The sequence below is a fragment of the Amycolatopsis decaplanina DSM 44594 genome, from assembly GCF_000342005.1.
Lineage (GTDB): Bacteria > Actinomycetota > Actinomycetes > Mycobacteriales > Pseudonocardiaceae > Amycolatopsis > Amycolatopsis decaplanina.
The window spans coordinates 129,149-153,216 of sequence record NZ_AOHO01000069.1 but is presented as its reverse complement, the minus strand read 5'-3'; the positions used below and the strand labels follow the sequence as shown (position 1 = coordinate 153,216).

Below are 24,068 nucleotides of genomic sequence, written 5' to 3'. Positions count from 1 at the left end.
CGCCACCCTATCCACAGGCCCGACCCATTGTGGACAACTCTCGCCCGGGTCCCCGGTTTTCCCGGACCCCGTCAGGGGGTGCCGATACGCTGGGCGCGGGGCCGTCCCCCGGGACGGGCGGGGGCTGGGCTGGGGCGTTCTGAGCCGCGAGGTCAGCGCTTGCGGAGGCCGATCCGCCGCCACGAGCGGCGTCGCGGGCCACGGCCGTTGTCCCGGTCCTTGTCGGTGCTGATGGTGCGCGGAGCGCGCGCGACGTGCTGTTCACCCCGTTGCAGCCGGACCCGCTGAGCGGCGCCTGCCACCACGCGCCGCAGCGGTGGGCGCAGGCCCAGCCGGCGCCGGCTCGAAGAACGCCGGATCGCGCGCCGTTCCCGCGGCGGCGCCATCCACGCCTCCGGGTGGTTGGCGAGCCAGCGGTGCCGGTACACCGAGTACGGGATGTGCGCCAGGTACAGCACCAGCGCGATCGCCAGCGCCACCAGCGGGAACTGGATGATCGCGGCGGCCAGCAGGCCCACCCCGACCAGCAGTGGCGCGATCGCCTTCGGCGGCGCCTTCACCGTCTTCAGCGAAAGCGTCGGGATCCGGCTGATCAGCAGCGCGGCGACGGCGATCGTCCACACCCACACTACGTACTGATGCGACCACCAGCCCTGCCCGAACTGCAGCTCCAGGATCAGCGGCAGCATCGCCAGCAGGCCGCCGGCGGGCGCGGGCACGCCGACGAAGAACTCGCCCGCGTACGGCGGCTGTTCGGTGTCCTCGATCAGTGTGTTGAACCGCGCCAGCCGCAGGATCATGCAGACCGCGAAGATCAGCGACGCCACCCAGCCGATCCGCTCGCCCTCCGCGTGCCAGACGTACAGCACCAGCGCGGGCGCGACACCGAACGAGATGCCGTCGGACAGCGAGTCGAGCTCCTGGCCCATCTTCGAAGTCGCGTCGAGCAGCCGCGCGATCCGGCCGTCGAGACTGTCGAGGACCGCGGCGATCCCGATCGACGCGATCGCCATCGGATAGTTGCCGATCAGCGCGAACTGCACCGACGACAGACCGGCGCACAGGGCGAGCACCGTGATGGCGTTCGGCAGCAGCCGCACGCCGGGAGTGGTCACACGGACCATGGATCAGCCTTCCGGGTGCGGCGCCGTGGGCAGCTCGGCGATCGGGGTCTCCCCGCCGATCGTGCGCTGGCCCTTCGAGACGAGGACCTTGCTGCCCGGCGGCAGGTACAGGTCGACTCGCGAGCCGAAGCGGATGATGCCGTACGTCGCGCCGACGCCGACCTTGTCACCCTCGCGGATCTCACAGAGGATGCGCCGGGCCACCAGGCCGGCGATCTGCACCACGACGAGCTCGTGGCCGTCTTCGGTGCGCATGAGCACGGAGTTGCGCTCGTTGTCCTCGCTCGCCTTGTCCAGGTCCGCGGACAGGAATTTCCCGGGCCGGTACGCGACCCGCTCGATCACACCCGACGCCGGGACCCGCTGGACGTGCACGTCGAACACCGACAGGAACACGCTCACCCGCATCCGCGGTTCGGCCGGCAGGCCCAGCTCGGGCGGCGGCACGGCCTCCTCGATCAGCGAGACCAGACCGTCCGCCGACGCGACCGCGAGGCCGGACTGGGCGGGCGGGACGCGCTTGGGCTCACGGAAGAACGCGGCCGTGGCGGCCGTCGCGAGCGCGCCGACGACGCCGAGGCGCTTGGAGAACCTCCGCAGCACCAGCGTCGCGGCGAGACCGCCGAACACGAACGGCCTGCCGGCCGGGTGCATCGGCGGGACGGTCTCGCGGGCCAGCTTCACGGCGTGCGCGAGAGGGTTACCAGTGGCTTCCGGCCGGTTGCCGCTCATTGGTCGGGTTCACCGCAGTTCGTGTCGGGGGTCGGGACAGGAAGAGCCACCACGCTACCGCCCTGTCCGGAAGCGGACCGTGGCGTCCCCCGGAAGGGTTTCCCCACGCCGGGTGGGCGGGACCACATCCCGGTAACGGAAGGTCGAAATACGCGATAACTCTAGGTAATTGACGCCGATAGCCGACCTTGAGGACCCGCGAATGCCCGCCAGCCCGGACCCCGCAGGCGAGCGACTCGCCGAGCTGTTCCGCGCCTGGAAGAGGGACATTTCGGCGGCGCCGATGCCTCCGCTCGTCGACCCCGTCCGCGCCGCCTCGGTCATCGCCGAGGCACGCGCGTCCGGATGCACATGCCCCCCGACGGCACATGCACCCGGACGCGGCCACTGGAACTGAGCGAACGTCCCACTCTAGTTCGCCGGACGCCCGTGATCGCCGGTCGCGAGAAAACCGTTACCAACGGTCACTCCGTCGATCACCGGCGATAGGAGTCGCTCCGTCCGGAGCCGCGCACCAGCCGCAGCAGGGCGAGCAACACGATCGAACCGAGAATGGCGACGCCGAAGCTGGGGAAGTCGAACTCGAAGGTCCGCTCGGTACCTGTCGCGAGGCGGTAGATGAAACCGCCCAGCGCCGCGCCGAGCACGCCGATCAGGATGCTGAACAGGCAGCCGCCCCGCCGGTCCGGGCCGCCCACCACGACATTGGCCAGCCATCCGGCGATGGCACCGAACACGATCCACGAGAAGAAACCCATGCCGCCGAGGTTACCGACCCGGATGGAGTAGTGCACAAGAAGACTTGTACAAGGACTCTTGTGCAACTACTGTTGTGCGTCATGGCCGACCGTGATGTGCGTGAAGTCCACGATTCGAAGGTGCTCGCCGCGATGTCGCATCCGTTGCGGCGCCGCCTGCTCGACGTCCTCCGCCTCGACGGCCCGTGCACGGCGTCCGTGCTCGCCGAGCGGACCGGGCAGGCGGTCGGGAACGTCAGTCATCACCTGAAGGTGCTGGCCGCCAGCGATCTGGTCGAAGAAGCGCCGGAGCTCGCCCGCGACCGCCGTGAGCGCTGGTGGCGCCGTGTGGGCTACGCGGTTTCCTGGTCGCCGTCGGACTTCCCCGACGACCCGGTCGCGGCCGCCGCCGAATCCCTCGCCCTCGAACGCCAGGTTTCCATGGCGCGCCAATGGTTCGCGGAACGCGAGAGCTACCCCGAGGAGTGGCATCGGGCCGCCTTCGCCACCGACAGCTGGGCGAAGATGTCGGTCGCCGAGATGGCCGAACTCGAACAGAAGGTCCACGAGCTGATCAAGTCCTACAGCGGCCGTGAGATCCCCGACGACGGCCAGGAACGCCGTCCCGTCTTCATCTCCACCCGAGCCGTCCCGGCCCGGCCGTGAGCGTCCGCGAACGCGGCGGATTGCTGCGTTCCCGGGATTTCCGCCTGCTGTGGACCGGCGAGACGACCAGCGTGCTCGGCAGTTCCATCGCCGTCGTCGCGCTGCCGCTCGTCGCGGTGGTCACCCTTCAGGCGAGCACGTTCGCGGTCGGCCTGCTGACCGCGGTCGCCTGGCTGCCGTGGCTGCTGATCGGCCTGCCCGCCGGCGCCTGGGTCGACAGACGGCCGAAACGCCCGGTCATGCTGGCGTGCAACACCTTCTCCATGCTGGTGTTCCTGAGCGTCCCGGTCGCCGCGTGGTCCGGCCTGCTCACGATGACCCAGCTGCTCGTCGTCGCGTTGGCCGGCGGCGTCGCGAAGGTGTTCTTCAACGTCGCGTACCGCGCGTACTTGCCTTCGCTGGTCGACAAGGAGCAGCTTCAGGAAGCCAACGAAAAGCTGCAGGGCAGTGAATCCGCCGCGCAGATCGGCGGACCGGGTCTGGCCGGTCTGCTGGCCCACTGGTTCGGCGCCGTCTCCGGAGTGCTCGCGGACGCCGTCAGTTTCGGGATCTCCGTGCTGTGCCTGCGATCCATCCGCCACCGAGAGCCCGAACGCCCGGCGAAGACGCGTTCACGGCTGCGGGACGAGATCCGCGACGGACTCGATTTCGTGGTCCACGACCCGTATCTGCGCGTTTTGGCCGTCTTCGGCGCGATTTCGAACGTCGCGCTCATGGGTTACCAGTCGATCGAGGTCGTGTTCCTCGTCCGCGACCTCGGCGTGGGGGAGGGCACCGCCGGGCTGGTGCTCGCACTCGTCGGCGCGGGCGGTGTCTTCGGCGCCGCGTTGTCGGGCAAACTCGCCGCACGGATCGGCACCGCGCGCGCTTTCATACTCTGCGAGGGGTCCGGAGCGCTGATGATGCTGCTCGGCCCGCTGGCGAACGGCGGCTGGGGGCTCGCCTTCTTCGTCGCCGCCGGGTTCTCGCTCAGCGCCGGCGTCGTCGGCTCGAACGTCCTCAACGCCACCTTCAAACAGCGGTACGTCCCGGCGGAGATGTTCGGCCGGGTCACCGCGAGCATGTCCGTCCTCGGCTTCGGCGCGATCGCGCTCGGCGGCCTGCTCGGCGGGATCCTCGGCGAGATCGCCGGCGTGCGGCAGACGCTGGGCCTGATGGCCGGGCTCGAGGTCGTCGCCGTCTTCGCCCTGCTGTTCACGCCGATCGGCCGATCCCGCGACTTCCCCGCGGAACCACGCAATTAGTCACCTACTTGCCCCCGGATACCGGGCGCAAGTAGGTGACGAATTGCGAGGGGCAAGTAGGTGACTAATTGCGTGGTCGAGGGGTCAGAGGAGCAGGACGGTCACTTCGCCGCCCTGGTCGACCGAGTCCACGTCCTCCGGCAGCACGATCAGGCAGTTCGCCTGAGTGAACGACGCCAGCAGATGCGATCCCGGTCCGCCGCGCGGCCCGACGATCCCGGTGACCTCGCCTTCGGAAGGCGTGTAGAAGCCCCGCCGGAACTGACGCCGTCCGGCGGGGGACGTCATCGCCTCGGAGAGCCGGGCCCGCACCTTCCGCCGGTCGACGCCCGTGTGCCCCATCGCCGCGAGCAACGCCGGCCGCAGGAACGCTTCGAAGGAGACGAGCACGCTCACCGGATTGCCCGGCAGCGTCACCACCGGCACGCCCTTCCAGCGCCCGCAGCCCTGCGGACCGCCCGGCTGCATCGCGATCTTCCGGAACTCCACGCCCTGCCCGGTCAGGGCGTCCTTCACCACTTCGTACGCCCCCGCGCTGACCCCGCCCGAGGTCACCAGCAGATCCACGTCCGCCAGCCGCGGCTCGATCACCGAGCGGAACTCGTCCACGTCGTCGACGACGCTGCGCACGACCTCGGCTTCGCAGCCGAGCGCGCGGATCGCGGACGCCAGCATGATGCTGTTCGACTCGTAGATCTGCCCGTGCCGCAAGGGTTCCGGCGCGTCGACGAGTTCGGTCCCGGTGGACACGACGAGCACCTTCAACGGCCTGAACACGGGGACCTCGGCGAGCCCGACCGCCGCCGCGAGGCCCAGTTGCGCCGGGCCGAGCACGGTCCCGGCCGAAAGCGCCACCGTGCCCTCGACGACGTCTTCGCCCCGGCGGCGGATGTGTGCGCCCAGGACGACTGTCCTGAGAATCCGGACGTCTGTCACGCCGCCGTCCGTGTGCTCCACCATCACCACGGCGTCGGCGCCGGGCGGCAACGGGGCACCGGTCATGATCCGGTGCGCGGTGCCCGGCTCCAGCTTCGTGATGTCGACACGGCCGGCGGGGATGTCGTCGGCGACAGGCAGCGTCACCGGCACCTCGGAGACATCGGCCGCGCGGACGGCGTAACCGTCCATCGCGGAGTTGTCGAACGGCGGCAGCGAAACCCCCGCGCGCACGTCCTCGGCCAGGACGAGCCCGGCGGCGGAGGCGAGCGGAAGGCGGATGACGGGGGCGTTTCCGAGCAGGCCGGTGACGGTCTCACGGTGGGCGTCGACGGAGATCACGCAGACCATCCTCCCGCCTCGGGCCCCGCATGCAAGACTCTGCGCGTCACAACGAACCACCCGGGGAGAAGAAGACATGCAGGTTCAGATCCGTCACCAGCCCTCGTTCGCGGTGGCGAGGCTCATGCTCGCCCCGGGCGAACCGGCGCAGGTCGAGTCGGGCGCGATGATGGCGACGAGCTACGGCGTGCAGGTCCAGTCCCAGGCGCAGGGCGGCATCATGAAGGGCCTCGGCCGTGCCTTCCTCTCCGGCGAGTCCTTCTTCATCTCCACCTACACCGCCCCGCAGAACGGCGGCTGGGTCGACGTCGCCGCGAACCTGCCCGGGGACATGCAGATCATCAACCTCGACGGCCGCACCGGCTGGTGCGTCACCCGCGGCTCGTGGCTCGCGTCCTCCCACGGCGTGCAGACCGAGACCAAATGGGGCGGGCTCAAGAACCTCGTCGGCGGCGAGGGCGGCTTCCTGACGCACGCGACGGGACAGGGCCCGCTGGTCGTGGCCTGCTACGGCGCGCTGGAGACGGTGACCCTGCAGCAGGGCGAGGTGATCACCATCGACACCGGGCACGTCGTCGCGTTCGCCGACACCGTGCAGTACCAGATCCGCAAGGTCGCCACCGGCGTCATCCAGTCGATGAAGAGCGGCGAAGGCCTCGTCTTCGACTTCGCCGGGCCGGGCCAGTTGCTCACCCAGACCCGCAACCCGTCGGCGCTGTCCGCCTGGGTGATCGCCCAGGTCCCCGCCCGCTGAGCGCATGCGGGTCCAGACGAGGCACACCCCGAACTTCGGGGTCGCACGGGTGCTGTTGTCCCCCGGCGAGGCCGTCCAGGCCGCCGGGGACACCATGCTGGCCAGCAGTTTCGGCATCACCGAAACCGTTCCCTCCCGTGGTGGTTCGCGGGCGGGCAAAACGGCTCCATCGGTGTTCAACGCGCCCGAGGGCGGCGGTTGGATCGATTTCGCGCCACTGGCCGCCGGCGACGTCTACCCGCTGGAATTCACCGGCGGGGCGGGCTGGTGCGTGAGCCGGGACGCGATCCTCGCCCGGCCGGCGACCGTCCGGCACGATCCCGGCTGGGCGCCGCTGCAGAAGCTCTTCGGGGCCGACTCCGGTTTTCTGGAGCACTACAGCGGAACCGGCCCGCTCGTGCTGGCCGCGCAGGGCCCGGTCGACGCTTTCGAACTGACCACCGGCGAACTCGTCACCGTGCGGCCGGACTTCCTGCTGGCCTACCCGGACACCGTGCAGTGCCGTCTCCGCGCGGTCGACCAGTCCGGCCCGCAGTCGGTCCGCACCGGCGAGGGGCTCGCCCTGGACTTCGCGGGACCAGGACGCGTACTCGTGCAAGCGCGCAATAGGCGGCTTTCCCGCGGATGACCTTGGGACGAATTGAGCATTGCCGACGCCGGTAATTCGGGTAGCGTGAACTGCACTCGAAACCGCCGTCCGGGGTGAGAAGGTCGGCGGGTCCCGTGCTGAGGAGGGCGCCGTGGCAGTCGGCACCGTCAAGTGGTTCAACTCGGAAAAGGGCTACGGATTCATCGAATCCACCGAAGGGCCCGATGTCTTCGTTCACTACTCGGCCATTCAGGCCGACGGATTCCGGACGCTCGACGAGGGCGATCGCGTGGAATTCGAAGTCCAGTCCGGGCGTGACGGGCGGAGTCAGGCGGCGGACGTACGCAAGGTCTCCTAGGAGACTTCGGGCGACCCCCGGCGGCCTCCGGAACTGGCGCGTTAGGCTGCGCTGCGTGACAGGCGATGAGTCGGGGGACCTGACCGGTCGCCGGCTGGGCAACTACCGCATCGACGGTGTGCTCGGCAAGGGCGGCATGAGCGTGACCTACAAGGCCACGGACGTGCGGCTCGGACGCAAGGTGGCACTGAAGGTCATCGGTGATCACCTCGGGGCCGACGCCGAGTTCCGCGAACGCTTCGTCGACGAGGCGCGGAACACGTCCGCGATCGACCATGCCAACGTCGTGCCCTTGTACGACTTCGGCGAGCTCGAAGGCATGCTCTACATCGCCATGCGGATGGTCGACGGCGGGGACCTCGCCGGGCTGATCTCCGGCGGCCCGATCGCGCCCGCCCGCGCGCTGAACATGCTCGACCAGGTCGCCGACGCGCTCGACACCCTGCACAACCGGGGTCTCGTGCACCTCGACGTCAAACCGGCGAACGTCCTGGTCACCAGCAAGGAGACCTCGCGCGAGCACGTCTACGTCGCCGACTTCGGCCTGACCCGCCGCGGCGCCACCGGGCACCGGACCCGCGGCGGCGACTTCCTCGGCTCACCCACGTACGCGGCCCCCGAGCACCTGCGCGGCGAGCCGCTCGACGGCCGCACCGACCAGTACGCGCTCACCTGCGTCCTCTACGCCTGCCTGACCGGCAGCCCGCCCTTCAAGGGCGACGTGCAAACGGTCATCAAGGGGCATCTGAACGGTGAGCCCCCGCCCATCTCGCGGATCGTTGGCCTGCCCCCCGGGATCGACGAGGTCGTCCGGAGGGGAATGGCGAAGAATCCCGCCGATCGCTACCCCAACTGTGTTGAGATGATCGCGGCCGCCAGGCGCGCGCTCGGTCCGCTCGCGACTTCGAACGAGCCTCCCGGCCCGCCCGGGGCCGCGGCGCCGGTCCAGCAGGCCGCGCCGCAGCAGAACACGCCGCCACAGGGAGAGGGGGGCCCCGTGCACCCGTACGGAGGACAGCAGCCCGGCTACGGCCAGCAGGGACCGGGACCGCAGGGTCCCCCGCCGCAAGGCCCGCCCCAGCAGGGCCCGCCGCCCGGCTATGGCCCGCCGCCGCAACAAGGCGGTTTCCAGCAGGGTGGTTTCCAGCAGGGGCCGCCCCCGGGTTACGGCCCGCCGCCGCAGCAGGGCGGTTTCCAGCAAGGTGGCTACCAGCAGGGCCCGCCGCCCGGTTACGGCCCGCCGCCGCAGCAGCAGGGCGGTTTCCAGCAGCAGCCCAAGAAGGGCGGCGCCAAGTGGATCTGGATCGTCGTCGGTGCCCTCGTGGTCGCGGGCGCGATCGTCGCCGCGATCTTCATCTTCAGTGATTCGAGCGGCGGCAACGGCCCGCAGACCACCGCGCCGAACATCCCGGTCGGCCCCGGCGGCTCCCAGTCACAGGCTCCCGGCTCGTCGCTCAAGCCTCCGCCGTCGTCGATCTCCATCAAGCCGAGCAGCTGAATACCACCGCGCTGACCTGCGGTTCTTGCACTCTCCCTTGGAGAGTGCTAAACACGGCATTGGCACTCGACGCCGTCGAGTGCCAGGCAGGCGGTCACCGACCGCTCGCCTGAAGGTCGGGACGGTGAGGCCGCACCCTTGATCGGGTGGGTCGTCCGTCGCGGGCACCGAGCCTGGCCGAGGAAGAGTCCTGCCGCCGCGCTGTAGTAGGCGTGCGGCGGCGCCCAATACCGGAGGACCACACCGCAATGGCCAAACTGATCGCGTTCGACGAGGACGCCCGCCGCGGTCTTGAGCGCGGCTTGAACACCCTCGCCGAAGCCGTCAAGGTGACCCTCGGCCCGCGGGGCCGGAACGTCGTGCTCGAAAAGAAGTGGGGCGCGCCGACGATCACCAACGACGGTGTCTCCATCGCCAAGGAGATCGAGCTCGAGGACCCGTGGGAGAAGATCGGGGCCGAGCTCGTCAAGGAAGTTGCCAAGAAGACCGATGACGTCGCGGGTGACGGCACCACCACCGCCACCGTGCTCGCCCAGGCTCTCGTCCGCGAGGGTCTGCGCAACGTCGCCGCCGGGGCCGACCCCATCAGCCTGAAGCGCGGCATCGAGGCGGCCGTCGAGGCCATCACCGAGCAGCTGCACAAGGCCGCCGTCCAGATCGAGACCAAGGAGCAGATCGCCGCCACCGCGTCGATCTCCGCCGCGGACCGCACCATCGGTGAGCTCATCGCCGAGGCGCTGGACAAGGTCGGCAAGGAAGGCGTCGTCACCGTCGAGGAGAGCAACACCTTCGGGCTCGAGCTCGAGCTCACCGAGGGTATGCGCTTCGACAAGGGCTACATCTCCGGTTACTTCGTGACCGACCCGGAGCGTCAGGAAGCCGAGCTCGAGGACCCGTACGTCCTCCTCTTCGGCTCCAAGATCTCCACCGTCAAGGACGTGCTGCCGCTGCTGGAGAAGGTCATCCAGTCCGGCAAGCCGCTGCTGATCATCGCCGAGGACGTCGAGGGCGAGGCCCTGGCCACCCTCATCGTCAACAAGATGCGCGGCACCTTCAAGTCCGTCGCCGTCAAGGCCCCGGGCTTCGGTGACCGCCGCAAGGCGATCCTGCAGGACATCGCGATCCTGACCGGTGGCCAGGTCATCTCCGAGGACGTCGGCCTCAAGCTGGAGAACGCGGACCTTTCCCTGCTGGGCAAGGCGCGCAAGGCCGTCATCACCAAGGACGAGACCACCATCGTCGAGGGTGCGGGCGACGCCGACCAGATCCAGGGTCGCGTCAACCAGATCCGCGCCGAGATCGACAACTCGGACTCGGACTACGACCGCGAGAAGCTCCAGGAGCGTCTGGCGAAGCTGGCCGGCGGCGTGGCCGTCATCAAGGCCGGTGCCGCCACCGAGGTCGAGCTGAAGGAGCGCAAGCACCGCATCGAGGACGCGGTGCGCAACGCCAAGGCCGCCGTCGAAGAGGGCATCGTCGCCGGTGGTGGCGTCGCTCTCATCCAGGCCGCCGAGGCCGCCTTCGCCGGTCTGAAGCTCGAGGGCGACGAGGCCACTGGTGCCAACATCGTCAAGGTCGCCGTCGAGGCGCCGCTCAAGCAGATCGCGATCAACGCCGGCCTCGAAGGCGGCGTCGTGGCGGAGAAGGTCAAGTCCCTCCCGCAGGGCCACGGCCTCAACGCCGCCACGGGTGTGTACGAGGACCTGCTCGCCGCCGGCGTGCCGGACCCGACGAAGGTCACCCGCTCCGCGCTGCAGAACGCCGCTTCCATCGCGGCGCTGTTCCTGACCACCGAAGCCGTCGTGGCGGACAAGCCGGAGAAGGCCTCGGCCGCTCCCGCCGACCCGTCCGGTGGCATGGGCGGCATGGACTTCTGAGTTCGAGCCGGTAACACCGGAAAGCCCGGACGCGCCCCGCGCGTCCGGGCTTTTCCGTGTCCTGGTGGTGGGCCTCGTGAGTGGTAACCGTCCTTACCACTCACGAGCCCCACCGCGGTCCGCCACTCAGGTCGCGACCCAGGGAGCGTGGGCCTACCGTTGCCCGTCCACCGCGTACTTGCCGCCTTGCTGCCGACGGTCCTTCTCGTACGGGTCGGTGGAGTTCGGCTCCGAAGGCTTCCTCGGCTCGAGGCCTGTCCGGTCGGTTCCGCCCGCCTCCGTGGCCGCGCTTTCCCTTTCGACCGTCTCGGGATTGGGATCGATCTTCCCCCGGTCCTTGTTGGCGCTTTCCCAGGCGGCGAACAGCTTTTTGAGGTCGTCCGAGAGCTCGCCGTCCGTTCGCGCGTAGGCCTCGGCCGCTTTCCTGAGCTGCTCACCGGCGAGAAGGAACCGAGCGCAGCTCGTCCTCATGAACTGTTCGACGGCGTCGCGGATCTCCAAGGTCGTGTCGTCGCCTGTGCACGTCTGCTCGTCGCGGCCCGCGAGGTGCCGGTCGGCGTCGTCGGCCTCGGCGAGAATCCGCAGTTGTGCCGAATAGGCGTCGGCCGCTTCGAAGCAGGTCTGTGCCACCCGCAGCAGGAAGTAGACATCGACCTGGACCCCGTGGTACTTCGCGCGGTCGGTCTGGTTCGGTCGCGTGTTCGCGGTGAGGTCGTAGAGCTCGAGGTTGTAGCTGTGCACCCCCGCGATCGCCTTCTGCAGGGCCAGTACGTTCGCGCCGAAGTCGGATTCGAGGCCGGACAAGGCGTTGTGCTCGTCCTGGATCGAGGTGGTGAGCTTCCGCAGGATGTCCTGGAGGGACATGGCGTCCTGCTCGACGGTGAGTCCCTTGATGATCCCGCCGACGAAGCCGGCCAGGTCGAGGACGGCGCCAGCCGTGCCGAGAGCCTTCCCGCCGGCCTCGTCGACGGTCTTCACGACCTTGCTGAGTTTCGCCGCCGCGGACAGCAGATTGCTCGCGACCCCGTGGATCGTTCGCGCCTGGTCGACCTTCTCCAGGATCGAGTCCGCGGTGAAAACCTTGAGGGTGACCTTTTCGTCCAGCTTCTTGGTGGCCCAGTTGAGCCGTTTGACGATGTTGAGCCGGGTCGCCTGGATCGTCGCGGCGCGGGTGGAGTACAGCGTGGACAGGCTGGCGAGGATGAGCGACTGGTGCGCCATGGTCGGCGCGATCGAGGCGAAGAACCCTTCCCTGAACTCTTGGGCGGCGAGTCCGGTCCACGCGATGAACCAGGGCTCGGTCGCGCTGGTCGCGCCGTCCAGCCATTCGACGTTCCGGACGACCGCGCCCTGACCGAGCAGCTCGGTCACCCGGCCGTTCTTGTCCTGGAAGCCGAGGTTGCCGGCGACGTTCAGAAACGTGTTGTGGGCGGCCTCCAGCTTCGCGAGGTCGGGCCCCTCCAGCTGCGGGACGAGCTTGGCGACCTCCTGCCGCCGGTTCCAGGCCAGCCGCTCGATCTGTGCCAGGTTCCGTTCGACATGGCACTCGACGTTCTTCTGGGTCTGCGGGTTCCAGCCGTCGCAATGGACGTCCTTGTAGTGACCGTGCATCCCGTCCATGACCCAGGTCAGGTATCCGCAGAAGTCGTCGGCGCCCGAGAGGTGGCCGTAGGATTCGGCGGGCGACTGCCAGGCCCAGGGCTCCGCTGAGCACGGGACGGCGGGCGAGAGCCGCGTCATGGCGTCGACGGCGTCTTCCATCCAGCGCTTGGTGAGCGCCTGGTGGAAGTCGTCCAGTGCGCCTTCGAGCATCCGCTTGTACTCGCTGAGGCTCAGATACTTGGCCATGGAGGCCCCTCTTCCCACTCCTGTGACAAAGTCAGGGGAAGTGTAACGGCGAATGCGCGATCTCGCGGCCGAACTCGGGAAAAGCGAGAGGCCCGGACATCCCCATGTCCGGGCCTCTCACCTTGTCCCCCTGCCCCTTCGGATCGCGTTTAGCGGGCTGAACGCGATCCGGCGGACGCCGCGCCCCCTGCGCACGGCGTCCGCCTCCGCTCAGGATTCGCCCGGCTGCTCCGGAGTCAGGAGCCACGCGGCGGCGTAGAGCGGGATCGCGAATCCGGCGGTGAAGAAGACGCCCGCCACGAGGGCGATGCGCAGGATCGCGGCGTCGACGCCGAGGTAGGCGGCCCAGCCGCCGGCGACGCCCGCGAGCATCTTGTCGGTGCGGCTGCGGTAGAGCTTCTTGGTGGCCTGGGGGGTGTACACGCTGTTCGTCATGGCTCCATGTTCGCTCCGGAACGACCGTCGGCACATCGGGGAACGGCCCCGACCCGACCCTGGAATCCGACCCTGAGGGGCCGGAAAACCGGATGCTGGGGCTGAGGGGCAAGGCGGGAAGGCCGGAGCTGATCGAGAAGTACGGCTTCGACACGAAGTTCGCCATGCACATGGTTCGCCTCGGTGTGCAAGGCGTGGAGCGTCGTCGCCGCCGCAGGAGCCGGACACCGGCTGGGCCGACGCTTGGCTCGTGCAGGCCTACCTCAGGGCGTGGAAGATGCCTTGATGACGATCAAGACGAAAGCGCTCACCTTCGGGGTCGCGGTGCTGACCGTGCTGGGAATCGGCACGGCCAGTGCCGCGACTGAAAGCCATGGCGCGCAAAGCAGGCTCGACGTCGTTCAGGCCCGCGGCGAGATCCGCGTGTGTTCGACGGGGGACTATCGTCCGTTCACCTATCGCGACGCCGCGGGCGCGTGGAGCGGGATCGACATCGACCTCGCGGGCGACCTCGCCCGGCGGCTCGGCGTCCGGCTCCAGCTGGTCCAGACCACATGGAAGGCTATCGCCGACGACGTCGGGCGGAAATGCGATCTGGCGATGGGCGGCGTGTCGGTGACCTTGGATCGCGCGAAGAAAGGGTTCTACACCGCTCCCTATCTTCGTGACGGCAAGACGCCGATCACCTTGTGTGAGAACGAAAAGCGATTCCAGACCCTGGAGCAGATCGATCGGCCGGGCGTCCGGGCGATCGTGAACCCCGGCGGTACCAACGAGCAATTCGCCGACGCCAACCTCAAGCGCGCGACCATAGTGCGGCATCCGGACAACAACACGATCTTCGCCGAGATCCTGGCGGGCCGGGCCGATCTGATGATCACCGACGCGACCGAAACCCGTTGGCAGGCGAAGCGGGACCCGCGCTTGTGCGCGGTGCATCCCGACGAGCCTTTCACCTTCTCGGAGAAGGCGTACCTTCTGCCGCGCGACGTCGTGTTCAAGGAGTGGACCGACCAGTGGCTGCATCTCGCGGTGAACGACGGCACCTACGCGCGTATCGCGAAGCCCTGGCTCGGCTGAAATCGGTTTGAACCACTTCCGTTCTCCGGCCGTATCCCTGGATGTGGGTGAGGAGGAACCAGACCGGAGGAAACACCGATGATGAACAGTGCCGGGAAACACCGCAAGCGTGCGACGATCGGCATCGCGTCCGTTCTCGGGGTGGCCGCCATCGCCGCGGCGATGTTCGCGATCAGCACTCCGGACGGGCAGGCCGCGGAAAGCTGCCAGGGACTGGACACCGCCCTCCGGAACAACCTCGGCTTCATCGCGGCCCAGCGGGCGGATCCGGACGCCCGGTCCGGGGCGCCGATCGCGAACCGGCAGGCCGTCGTCGACCTCATCCAGCAGCGCCGCCAAGCCGCGGGGTGCACCGAGGACGTGCGGGCCGACGGCGGGAAGCAGAAGCGGAACCAGGCCGCGGACGAGGCCGGGAAGGCCGCCGAGCGGAAAGCCGGGACGGACGACGCCATGGCGGACGAGGACAAGGCGGCAGGGCAGGAAGACGCGGCCGCAGGGGACGGCGAGGTCGTCTGCCAGGGCTCCACGGTGACGCTGTCCGGCGAGGGCGGCGCCCCCGCGGCGTCCAGCGGTCGGTTCCCGGCGGGCACCAAGCTGAAGGTGACGAACCTGGACAACGACAAGTCCACGACCGTCGAGGTCACCGGTGTCTCCGGCAGTTGCGCGCTGCTGAACAACGCGGCCTTCGAGCAGGTCCGGGAACCGGGGAAGTTCTTGATCCGCCGGGCCACCATCGAGCGGGTCGGCTGAAACACCCGCACCGGAACGGGGAAGACGCGGACGGATCCGGTGCGGAGGCGGCGCGAGTCCTCCTGGTCCCCTCGGCCAGGAGGGCTCGTGGTCGTTTGTATCTCGCTTGTACGCCCTTTCGGGACGCTTCTCGCGAAACGCCGAGAAAGGACATCCGATGAGATTCAGACGAGTGGTCACGGCGGCCGCCACCGCCTTGCTGGGCATGGCCGGGCTGGCGATCACCGCGACGTCGGCCGAGGCCGCCGTCGGGCCGCGTCCCAACTTCCAGCTCCCGTTCCCCTGCAACCAGGTGTGGAACGGCGACAACGACAACAGCAGTGCGCACCGCGCCTACGAAATCGACTTCAACCGCGGTGGCTCCGCGGACGCGGACCTCGGCGACACCGTGGTCGCGGCGGCGGCGGGCAAGGTCGTCATCTCGGCGCACCAGGGTTCGGCGAACGGGTTCGGCAACCTGGTGAAGATCGACCACGGTGGGGGATGGTCGACCTACTACGCGCATCTGAAGGTCCGCTCGGTCGCGCTCAACGCGCAGGTCACACAGGGGCAGAAGATCGGCGAGGTCGGCAACACCTCCAAGCCGGGCAACAACATCAGCCCGCATCTGCACTACGAGGTCCGCACCAACGACTCCTCGTGGCCGAGCAACATCAAGCCCGCGTACTTCAACGGCGTGAAGTTCGGCTACCCCAACGCCAATGTGACCTCCAAGAACACCTGCGGCGGCAACGGGAACCCGAACCCGTACGACGCCGTCGAGGTGTGCGGCGACGGCTACAAGGTGATCGACTCGCAGGCGCTCGGCAGCGCCGCGACCACGTACCTGCTGTACAACGGCACGAACAAGAACAACTGCGTCACCACCATCAAGTCCGCCTCGGTCGGCACGGCCAGCGCGGTTTCGGCGTTCCTCGAAGTCCAGGGTTCGGCCAGGAAGACCGACTCCGGCAGCTTCGAGTACTACGCGGGGCCGGTGAGCGCGGCCGCCGGCGCCAAGTGCGTCAGGTGGGGTGGCTCGGCGGGGTCCTCCAGCTACGAATCCCCGCTGGAGCACTGCGGCTGACCTTCGCTCGCCAGCGCGCGATGAAGGACGCTTTCATGGCGAAATTCGCCATGAAAGCGTCCTTCATCTCATGGGAGGTGTGCGCGGACGCGGGTGAAGCGGTCTTCCCAAGCGGCCCGGACGTCCGGGGCGGCGGCGTGAGCGGCGAACAGATCGGGAGCGGGAGCCTGAAGCGGCACCGGCAAGCGTCCGTCCACAGGGGACAGTGAGTCGGCGCAGACGTCCCCCGTCAGCAAGGGCATCGTGCCCAGGCCACAGGCGAAGTCCAAAGTGGGCAGTGCGCCCGCGAGCGCCAGCCCGGCGGCGAGCCCGACGCTCGTCTCGACGGCGGACGACACCACGCACGGCAGGCCGCAGGCTTCGGCGACCTCCAGCGCGCGGCGGACCCCGCCCAGCGGCGCGACCTTCAGCACGGCGACGTCGGCCGCCCCCGCCACGGCCACCTTGAGCGGGTCTTCGGCCCGGCGGATCGATTCGTCCGCGGCGATCCGGACACCGACCCGGCGCCGGACGTCGGCCAGTTCCCCGATCGACGGGCAAGGCTGCTCGACGTACTCGAGCCCGCCCGCCGCACGATCCAGCTCACCGATGGCCTTGACCGCGGTGTCCACGTCCCAGGCCATGTTCGCGTCGACCCGGACCGCGCCCCGCGGACCCAGCGCGGCCCGCACCGCCTCCACCCGGGCGCAGTCCTCGGCCAGGCTCACCCGCGGGTCGGCGACCTTCACCTTCGCCGTGCGACAGCCCGACGCGGACACGAGTTCGTAGGCCTGCTCCGGGGACACCACCGGGACGGTCGCGTTCACCTCGACGCTCTCCCGGACCGGCGACGGCCACCCGCGCTCGCTCGCCTCCAGCGCGGACGCGAGCCACGGCGCGCTCTCGGAGTCGGAGTAGTCGGAGAACGGGCAGAATTCACCCCAGCCCGCCTCACCGCGGACCAGCAGTCCTTCACGGACCGTGATGCCTCGGAACCGCGTGTGCAGGGGAATCGCGTAGACGTCCATCGGCACCGATCATGCCACCGTGGGAATCGCGTGCCGTTCGCGTCGGTTCCGGACAGAATGAGCGACGTGGCACTCGACTTTCGCGTGCTGGGACCCACCGAGGTCACGGCGGACGGGCTGCCGGTGCCCTTGGGCGGCAGCAGGCCGCTCATCGTGCTGGCGGGCCTGTTGCTGCGCGCGAACACGGTGGTGCCGGTCGAGGAACTGGGCCGCTGGCTGTGGCCGGACGACCGGCGGCGCTCCAAGGGAGCCCTGCAGACCTACATCCTGCGCGTCCGCCGCGCGCTCGGCGACGAGGTCACCATCCGCACCGAACGCGGTGGCTACCTGCTCGAACTCGACGAGAGCCTGCTCGACCTCGCCCGTTTCCGCTCACTCGCCGCCGCCGGAGCGGAGGCCGCACGGGACGGCGACCTGCGCGGGGCCGCGGACCGGTTCGCCGCCGCGCTGTCCGAATGGCGCGGCCCGGCGCTGCAGAACGTCCACTCCGAAGCGCTGCTCCGGGACGAAGCCGACCAGCTGGGCGAAGAGCGGCTGCGCGTGCGCGAGCAGTGGGCCGACGCGCTCATCGCGCTCGGCGATCACGCCGCCGTCGTCCCCGAGCTGACCAGGTTGTGCCGCGAGAACCCGCTCCGGGAGCGGCTGCACGAGCAGTTGATGATCGCGCTGTACCGCTCCGGCAGACAGGCCGAGGCGCTGAACGTCTACCGCCGGATCGGCGCGGTGCTGGCCGAGGAACTCGGCCTGGATCCCGGCGCGTCGCTGCGGCGGGCGCACCAGGCGATCCTGACCGGTGAGGAGTCCGCCGAAACCACATTGGACTCCGAGCTGACGCGATACCGCCTCGGCGCCGAACCGCTGATCCCTCGTCAGCTCCCGGCGGATCTCCGGGTGTTCTCCGGCCGCCAACGCGACCTCAAGGCGCTGCACGGGCTCGTCCCGGAAGCGCTGGACACCGAGCGGTCGACGTCCATCGCGTCGATCGAGGGGATGGGCGGCATCGGCAAGACGACGCTCGCCGTCCACTTCGCGCACGAGGTCGGCGACCGCTTCCCCGGCGGACAAGTGTACCTCAACCTGCGCGGCTACGGTCCCGGAGAGCCGGTCGAAGCCGCCGCCGCGCTCGAAACCATGCTCGTCTCCGTCGGCGTCCCCGCCGACCGGATCCCCGCCGACGTCGACGGGCGCGCGGCCACCTGGCGCACCCACAGCGCCGGACGCCGGATGCTGATCCTGCTCGACAACGCGGGGAGCACCGAGCAGATCCGGCCGCTGCTGCCCGGCCCCGGCTGCCTGGTGCTGGTGACCAGCCGATGGCAGCTGCAGGCGCTCGTGGCGACCCACGGCGCACGGCGCGTCGCACTCGAGGAACTGCCGGACGAGGACGCGATCGCCCTCCTCGCGTCGACGATCGGGCTGGACCGGGTCGCCGAGGACCCCGAGGCCACCGAACGGTTCGTCCGGTACTGCGGCGGGCTGCCGCTGGCCATCCGGATCCTCGCGGTGCGGGCGGCGCAGTTCCCGGACCTCGGGTTGCGGGAGTTCGTCCGGCTGCTGGAAGCCGAACAGGACAGGCTGGGCTCGTTCGACCTCGCCGACGGCGACGAGACGAACATCCGGGCCGTCTTCTCGTACTCGTACCGGGCACTCGACGAACGGGCCGCACGGATGCTGCGGCTGCTCGGACTGCCCACCGGCGGCGACTTCAGCGTGCCCGCGGCCGCTGCGGTGGCCGGGGTCGACATCGCGGAGGCGCACGAGGATCTGGCGAAACTGGCTTCCGCGCACCTGATCGCGCGGTCCAGGCCCGGCCGGTACCAGTTCCACGACCTGATCCGCGCGTACGCGGCCGAACTCTCGGCGAAACTCGACGGGCCCGAGGCGCGGACGGCCGTGCTGGACAGGCTGCTCCACGTGTCTCTGGCGTCCGCGCTGAACGCGTCGAGACTGTTGCGTTCGGACCGGCACTACCGGCTCGTCGAGCCGGAGCGGTTCGACGGCGCCGGACTGAAGTTCGGGCACTACGAGCAGGCGCTCGACTGGTTCGACGAGGAGGCGGGGAACCTCATCGCCGCGGTGAACGTCGCGTACCGGGAGCGGCGGTACCGGGAATGCTGGCAGCTGGCGTGGCTGCTGCAGTCGTACTTCATCGTGCGGGCCCGGCTGGAGGACTGGCGTTCGGTGTTCGGCGTGGCGCTTCGCGCCGCCCGCGACCTGGGGGACCGGTCCGGCGAGGCCGCCATCCTCAGTGGCCTCGGAGTGGCCTGTGGGGTCGCCCGCCAATACGAGGACAGCATCGCCTACCTGAAACAGGTCGTCGAACTGCAGCGGCAGGTCGGCGACCGGCAAGGTGAGGCGCGGGCCCTCTACAACCTCACGCTGGCCAGCCAGGACCCCGGCACGGGCTGGGAATACGGGACGCGCGCGTTGCGGCTCATCCGGGAGAGCAACGTCGGCGCCGGCATGGAGGCCAGCGCGCTGCAGGCGCTCGGCGACATCTGCACCCAGGCGGGCCGCTTCGAGCAGGCGCTCGACTTCGCCGACCAGGCCTTGGCGCTGGAAGCGCACGCGCTCCCCGACGAAGCCCGCTTCACCCTGCATACCAAGGGCACCGCCCTGGTCGGACTCGGCCGTGGCGACGAGGGCATCGCCTGCATGCGGCACGCCGTCGAGATGTTCTTCGCCCACGGCGAGCTCTACGAGGCGGCCGACGTGCTGGCCCAGCTCGGCGGAATCCATCTGCGGCTCGGTGATCCCTCGTCGGCGCGGGAGTGCTGGCTGCGTTCGGTCCGGGTGCTGACCGAGCTTTCGCATCCCGACGCCGAGGACGTCCGTACGAAGCTGGCCTCGCTCGTGGGCGAAACGGTCAAGGCTGAGTGAGGCACGGGCGACCGGCGTGCCGACCCCCAGTCGCAGCACGCGAGTACGCCCGTGACCTCACGTGTCACCTAACAGGACACCGCTCACTGCGCGCTGACTGTGCAGCGTGCGCGGTCACGCCAGCAGTTTCGCGAGGGCGATCGCGTTCTTCGGCGCCTCGACCTTGACGTCGTTGTCGAAGTAGACATACGTGTCGCGCCCCCAGCCCTTGATCTTCCGGGCCCACTTTTTCAGGGCCTTCTCGCTGTACCCGCTGACGTACAGTTCCTTGTCTCCGTGCAAGCGGACGTACGCGAAGTCATCGCTCGTCATCTCGTCGACGAAAGGGAACTTGCCCGCGGTGTCGGCGACCACGAGCGCGATGCCGTGTTTCCGGAACAGCTCGAGGCTTTCGGGCCCGGCGAAGCTCGGATGCCGTACTTCCACCGCGTGCCGGAGCTTCCGGCGAGGCTTCGGATCGGTGTGCGGTTCGGCCTTCAGCTTGTCGTCGTGTTCGCGCGCGAGCTTGGCGGCGGCGTGACTGGTGCGCGGCAACAGCTTGAAGAACGCATCGACGCGCTCGGCGTCGAACGCCAGCCGCGGCGGCAGCTGCCAGAGGATCGGGCCCAGCTTGCGGCCGAGCGCGAGCACCCCGGACGCGAAGAAATTGGCCAGCGGTGTCTCGACGTCGCGCAGTTGCTTCAGGTGAGTGATGAAGCGGCCGCCCTTGACGGCGAAGACGAAGTCGTCCGGTGTCTGCTCGGCCCACGCCCGGTACCGCTCGGGTCGCTGCAGCGAGTAGAACGAGCCGTTGATCTCGGCCGAGTTCATCCGGGACGACAGGTATTCCAGCTCGCGCCGCTGCACCAGGCCGCGGGGGTAGAAGTCCCCGCGCCAGGGTGGATAGCGCCAGCCCGAAGTGCCGATCCTCAGCTCCGCGACGTCGATCACCACCTTCCCGTGTCGCCCTGATTCCCCCTCTCCGGCCGGCGCAAACGCCCGCTCACGCCCAGGAGAACCGCCAGCGCCGGGTCTGGACCAGGCCGGCGGCGAACTCGCGCAGGTTGCCCGGCTGACCGGCGAAGGCGGGCAGGCAGAACGAACGGTGCTCGGCGGCCACTGTGAGCGCGCGGCCCTGGGTGCGCGGCGGCGCGGCCACCGACAACTCCAGCGAATCGAAGCCCAGCACCGTGAGCGTCGCGCCGAAGCGGTCTTCCCAGCTACGCAGGACCGCGGACAGCTCGTGGACCTGATCGGTCGCCTTGATCATGCCCGTCCAGCCGAGGATCGCCGGGATGTCGGCGGGCCGCTCGGTCTGCACCAGTGCCAGCCGGTGCTGCCCGCGCGCGGCCAGGATCGATCCGGTGTTGCCCGCCTCGGCCAGCGGATCCGCCCGGCGCGAGGGGCGGCGGGCGAGGCCGGGGAACTTCGCGCCGAACGGGCGCAGGCAAGCGCCGTCGCAGCACGACGTGTCCCACCAGCGGGCCAGCACCTCGGCCGGGTCCACCGAGGAGATCCGGTGGTCGGCGGGGGCGAGCCTGCCGCGGTCGTCGATCCAGTCCTCGCCGTTGACCGCGAAGCGCTGGTCGTGCGGGATCAGCACCGGCCACAGACCGGAGCGGTCGAACTCGGCGACGCAGCCGGTGTAGCGCTCCGGCTTGGCCAAGGGCAGATCCGAAACCCAGATCCGGCCGTGCCACCGGCCGGGCGGCAAGGTCTGGACGGGCGGCGTACCCGGTCGGAACGGTGCGATCGTCATCGGCTTCCCCTCGAACTGGTGTTCGGTCAACTCTACCCGAACACTAGTTCGAAGCACCGACAGTTTTCGATACCCCGTTTGCGGGATCTCGTGACGGCCGCCTCATGAGTCCCTGAAGTCACAACGACCACAGCAGTACCGTCCATAGTGGACGCTGGGCCTGGGCGCGTGGCTCAAGGGGTGCGAGTGGCGGGCCTCGTGAGTGGCGATTCGGGTTATTCGAGGGGTAAGGCAAACGTGTCGTGACCGAGTCTCGTGTCGTGAAGGCCTTCTTCGCTGGTCTCAAGGTGGGCAGAGAGTTCTTCGCCGCGCTGTTCTGGGCTGGCCGACGAGGCCGACCGTGCATCGAGTGTCCACACGGGACACTTCTCGGCGGCAAAATATCCGATAGATGCTCATATGCACGTTTCCGCCCGGCGGTCGTGAGTGCTAAAGAGGGTTAGAACGCTCTTTGCCGCTCACGACCCCCGCATGAAGCCACGCAAAGTGCGCAAATCGGGCACTTTGATCAGGATCGGTGTCTCTTGTGGACAGTCAAGAATGCGCCAGGTCGCTGTGGCGAGCCCGCTCCCGCCGCCACCTCACCACGAAGCCACCTTTGCCTTACCCCTTTAGAACACCACTTACCACTCGCGAGCACCATCACGGACCGCTCAGCCTGGGTACAGGAAGACGCGGGCGCCTACATCGGGCGCAGCAGGTCGTCGGCGTCCACGATCCGGTACGCGTACCCCTGTTCGGCCAGGAACCGCTGCCGGTGCGCCGCGTACTCCGTGTCGACGGTGTCCCGCGAGACGACCGAGTAGAAATGCGCCTGCCGCCCGTCGCCCTTGGGCCGCAGCAGCCGTCCGAGCCGCTGCGCCTCTTCCTGCCGCGAGCCGAACGTCCCGGAGATCTGGATCGCCACCGACGCCTCCGGCAGGTCGATCGAGAAGTTCGCGACCTTCGAAACGACCAGCGTCCTGATCTCACCACGCCGGAACGCGTCGAACAGTTCCTCGCGTTCCTTGTTCCGCGTCGCGCCCTGGATCACCGGCGCGTCGAGTTCGTCGCCGATCAACTCCAGCTGGTCGAGGTAGGCCCCGATGACCAGCGTCGGCTCGCCGGGATGCCGGTCGACCAGCGATTTGATCACCTTGGTCTTGGTGTCCGCGGTCGCCGCCAGTTTGTACCGCTCCTCGGCCTCGGCGGTCGCGTACGCGAGCCTCTCGGCGTCCGTCAGCGTCACCCGGACCTCGGTGCATTCCGCCGGCGCGATCCAGCCCTGCGCCTCGATGTCGCGCCACGGGACGTCGTACCGCTTCGGGCCGATCAGGGAGAACACGTCGCCCTCGCGCCCGTCCTCGCGCACCAGGGTCGCGGTCAGCCCGAGCCGCCGCCGCGACTGCAGGTCCGCGGTCATCCGGAACACCGGCGCGGGCAGCAGGTGGACCTCGTCGTAGACCACCAGGCCCCAGTCCCGCGAATCGAACAGGTCCAGATGTTTGTACTCGCCCTTGGTCTTGCGCGTGACGACCTGGTACGTCGCGATGGTGACCGGCCGGATCTCCTTCTTCTCCCCGGAGTATTCGCCGATCTCCTCCTCGGTGAGCGAGGTCCGCGCGACCAGTTCCCGCTTCCACTGCCGTCCGGCGACGGTGTTCGTCACCAGGATCAGCGTGGTCGCCTTCGCGTGTGCCATGGCCGCGGCGCCGACCAGCGTCTTGCCCGCTCCGCACGGCAGTACGACGACGCCGGAACCGCCCGCCCAGAACGCCTCGGCGGCCTTGCGCTGGTAGTCGCGCAGCTCCCAGTCGTCCTCGGCCAGGTCGATCGGGTGCGCCTCGCCGTCGACGTAACCGGCGAGGTCCTCCGCGGGCCAGCCGACCTTCAGCAGCGCCTGCTTGAGCCGTCCGCGTTCGGACGGGTGCACGACGACGGTGTCCTCGTCGATGCGCGCGCCCAGCATCGGGCTGATCTTCTTGTGCCGGAGGATCTCCTCCAGCACCGCGCGGTCGATGGTCGACATGACCAGGCCGTGCGCCGGGTGGTTGGCGATCTGCAGCCGCCCGAACCTGCCCATCGTGTCCACGATGTCGATGAGCAGCGGCTGGGGCACGGGGAACCGCGAGTACGTCGTCAGCGCGTCGACGACCTGTTCGGCGTCGTGGCCGGCCGCGCGGGCGTTCCACAACGCCAGCGGCGTGATCCGGTAGGTGTGGACATGCTCGGGCGCGCGTTCCAGTTCGGCGAACGGCGCGATGGCGATCCGCGCGTCGTCGGCCTGGCTGTTGTCGACCTCGAGCAGGACGGTCTTGTCGGACTGGACGATCAGCGGGCCATCGGTCACATCCTCCTTTATACGTTCCGGCCACACCGGCTCCCGTCGCGGCACCGCTGGTGGAAGGATGTGCGGAAGGTGACTGGA

21 protein-coding genes are annotated in these 24,068 nt (G+C 69.2%); 11 read left to right on the top strand and 10 right to left on the bottom strand.

Annotated elements, in window-relative coordinates; all coding sequences use genetic code 11:
• Window positions 1-152 precede the first annotated feature (152 nt).
• The 3 genes from pssA to H074_RS27905 form a co-directional block, all read right to left on the bottom strand.
• Complete coding sequence (pssA, locus tag H074_RS27915; RefSeq protein WP_007033424.1) at window positions 153-1,124, bottom strand: CDP-diacylglycerol--serine O-phosphatidyltransferase; 972 nt, start codon at window positions 1,122-1,124, stop codon at window positions 153-155.
• Between the two features lie 3 nt (window positions 1,125-1,127).
• Complete coding sequence (locus H074_RS27910) at window positions 1,128-1,856, bottom strand: phosphatidylserine decarboxylase (protein WP_007033423.1); 729 nt, start codon at window positions 1,854-1,856, stop codon at window positions 1,128-1,130.
• Window positions 1,857-2,332: 476 nt separating this feature from the next.
• The gene (locus tag H074_RS27905; protein ID WP_039923570.1) at window positions 2,333-2,614 is read right to left on the bottom strand and encodes a GlsB/YeaQ/YmgE family stress response membrane protein; all 282 of its coding nucleotides are present in this window, start codon (window positions 2,612-2,614) and stop codon (window positions 2,333-2,335) included.
• Between the two features lie 81 nt (window positions 2,615-2,695).
• Here H074_RS27905 and H074_RS27900 point away from each other — a divergent pair, with 81 nt between their 5' ends.
• Both H074_RS27900 and H074_RS27895 read left to right on the top strand, forming a co-directional pair.
• A complete protein-coding gene (locus tag H074_RS27900) occupies window positions 2,696-3,259 on the top strand; it encodes an ArsR/SmtB family transcription factor (protein ID WP_039923544.1) in 564 nt (187 codons plus the stop codon).
• Window positions 3,256-4,503, top strand: a complete 1,248-nt coding sequence (locus H074_RS27895; protein ID WP_007033420.1) for an MFS transporter — start codon at window positions 3,256-3,258, stop codon at window positions 4,501-4,503. The genes H074_RS27900 and H074_RS27895 overlap by 4 nt, the downstream gene beginning before the upstream one ends.
• An 84-nt stretch (window positions 4,504-4,587) precedes the next feature.
• On the opposite strand, the gene moeA is transcribed toward H074_RS27895, so the two are convergent.
• A complete protein-coding gene (gene moeA, locus H074_RS27890; RefSeq protein WP_007033419.1) occupies window positions 4,588-5,781 on the bottom strand; it encodes a molybdopterin molybdotransferase MoeA in 1,194 nt (397 codons plus the stop codon).
• 76 nt (window positions 5,782-5,857) lie between these two features.
• Between moeA and H074_RS27885 the strand changes: the two genes are divergently transcribed.
• The 5 genes from H074_RS27885 (at window position 5,858) to groL (ending at window position 10,857) form a co-directional block, all read left to right on the top strand.
• Entirely contained in the window at window positions 5,858-6,535 is a 678-nt protein-coding gene (locus H074_RS27885; protein WP_007033418.1) for a TIGR00266 family protein, read from the top strand.
• Window positions 6,536-6,539: 4 nt separating this feature from the next.
• On the top strand, window positions 6,540-7,163 hold the full coding sequence (locus tag H074_RS27880; RefSeq protein WP_007033417.1) for an AIM24 family protein: 624 nt from the start codon (window positions 6,540-6,542) through the stop codon (window positions 7,161-7,163).
• 112 nt (window positions 7,164-7,275) lie between these two features.
• Window positions 7,276-7,482: a cold-shock protein gene (locus tag H074_RS27875; RefSeq protein WP_005164266.1), complete on the top strand. Its 207-nt coding sequence runs from the start codon at window positions 7,276-7,278 to the stop codon at window positions 7,480-7,482.
• A 55-nt stretch (window positions 7,483-7,537) separates the two neighbouring features.
• A complete protein-coding gene (locus H074_RS27870) occupies window positions 7,538-8,980 on the top strand; it encodes a serine/threonine-protein kinase (protein ID WP_007033416.1) in 1,443 nt (480 codons plus the stop codon).
• A gap of 248 nt (window positions 8,981-9,228) precedes the next feature.
• A complete protein-coding gene (gene groL, locus H074_RS27865; protein WP_005164277.1) occupies window positions 9,229-10,857 on the top strand; it encodes a chaperonin GroEL in 1,629 nt (542 codons plus the stop codon).
• A 153-nt stretch (window positions 10,858-11,010) separates the two neighbouring features.
• Here the strand turns inward: groL and H074_RS27860 are convergent, their stop codons facing one another.
• Both H074_RS27860 and H074_RS27855 read right to left on the bottom strand, forming a co-directional pair.
• A complete protein-coding gene (locus H074_RS27860; protein WP_007033415.1) occupies window positions 11,011-12,705 on the bottom strand; it encodes a hypothetical protein in 1,695 nt (564 codons plus the stop codon).
• 210 nt (window positions 12,706-12,915) lie between these two features.
• Window positions 12,916-13,140 carry a PspC domain-containing protein gene (locus tag H074_RS27855; protein ID WP_007033414.1) on the bottom strand — a complete coding sequence of 75 codons (225 nt, stop codon included), beginning with the start codon at window positions 13,138-13,140 and terminating at the stop codon, window positions 12,916-12,918.
• 285 nt (window positions 13,141-13,425) lie between these two features.
• Here H074_RS27855 and H074_RS27845 point away from each other — a divergent pair, with 285 nt between their 5' ends.
• From H074_RS27845 to H074_RS27835, 3 genes are all read left to right on the top strand, one after another.
• Entirely contained in the window at window positions 13,426-14,220 is a 795-nt protein-coding gene (locus H074_RS27845) for a transporter substrate-binding domain-containing protein (RefSeq protein ID WP_007033413.1), read from the top strand.
• Window positions 14,221-14,298: 78 nt separating this feature from the next.
• Window positions 14,299-14,970 carry an RlpA-like double-psi beta-barrel domain-containing protein gene (locus H074_RS27840; RefSeq protein ID WP_007033412.1) on the top strand — a complete coding sequence of 224 codons (672 nt, stop codon included), beginning with the start codon at window positions 14,299-14,301 and terminating at the stop codon, window positions 14,968-14,970.
• A 157-nt stretch (window positions 14,971-15,127) separates the two neighbouring features.
• The gene (locus H074_RS27835; RefSeq protein WP_051072024.1) at window positions 15,128-16,036 is read left to right on the top strand and encodes a M23 family metallopeptidase; all 909 of its coding nucleotides are present in this window, start codon (window positions 15,128-15,130) and stop codon (window positions 16,034-16,036) included.
• Between the two features lie 68 nt (window positions 16,037-16,104).
• Here H074_RS27835 and H074_RS27830 read toward each other — a convergent pair whose 3' ends face one another.
• A complete protein-coding gene (locus H074_RS27830) occupies window positions 16,105-17,043 on the bottom strand; it encodes an o-succinylbenzoate synthase (RefSeq protein WP_007033410.1) in 939 nt (312 codons plus the stop codon).
• A 66-nt stretch (window positions 17,044-17,109) separates the two neighbouring features.
• On the opposite strand from H074_RS27830, the gene H074_RS27825 reads away from it, so the two are divergent.
• Window positions 17,110-19,923, top strand: a complete 2,814-nt coding sequence (locus H074_RS27825) for an AfsR/SARP family transcriptional regulator (RefSeq protein ID WP_476692307.1) — start codon at window positions 17,110-17,112, stop codon at window positions 19,921-19,923.
• Window positions 19,924-20,037: 114 nt separating this feature from the next.
• On the opposite strand, the gene H074_RS27820 is transcribed toward H074_RS27825, so the two are convergent.
• From H074_RS27820 to H074_RS27810, 3 genes are all read right to left on the bottom strand, one after another.
• A complete protein-coding gene (locus tag H074_RS27820; protein ID WP_007033408.1) occupies window positions 20,038-20,853 on the bottom strand; it encodes a DUF72 domain-containing protein in 816 nt (271 codons plus the stop codon).
• 52 nt (window positions 20,854-20,905) lie between these two features.
• Window positions 20,906-21,661, bottom strand: coding sequence for a DUF4253 domain-containing protein (locus H074_RS27815; RefSeq protein ID WP_039923567.1), 756 nt, complete (start codon window positions 21,659-21,661; stop codon window positions 20,906-20,908).
• 682 nt (window positions 21,662-22,343) lie between these two features.
• Window positions 22,344-23,990: a DNA repair helicase XPB gene (locus tag H074_RS27810; protein ID WP_007033406.1), complete on the bottom strand. Its 1,647-nt coding sequence runs from the start codon at window positions 23,988-23,990 to the stop codon at window positions 22,344-22,346.
• Between the last annotated feature and the right edge of the window lie 78 nt (window positions 23,991-24,068).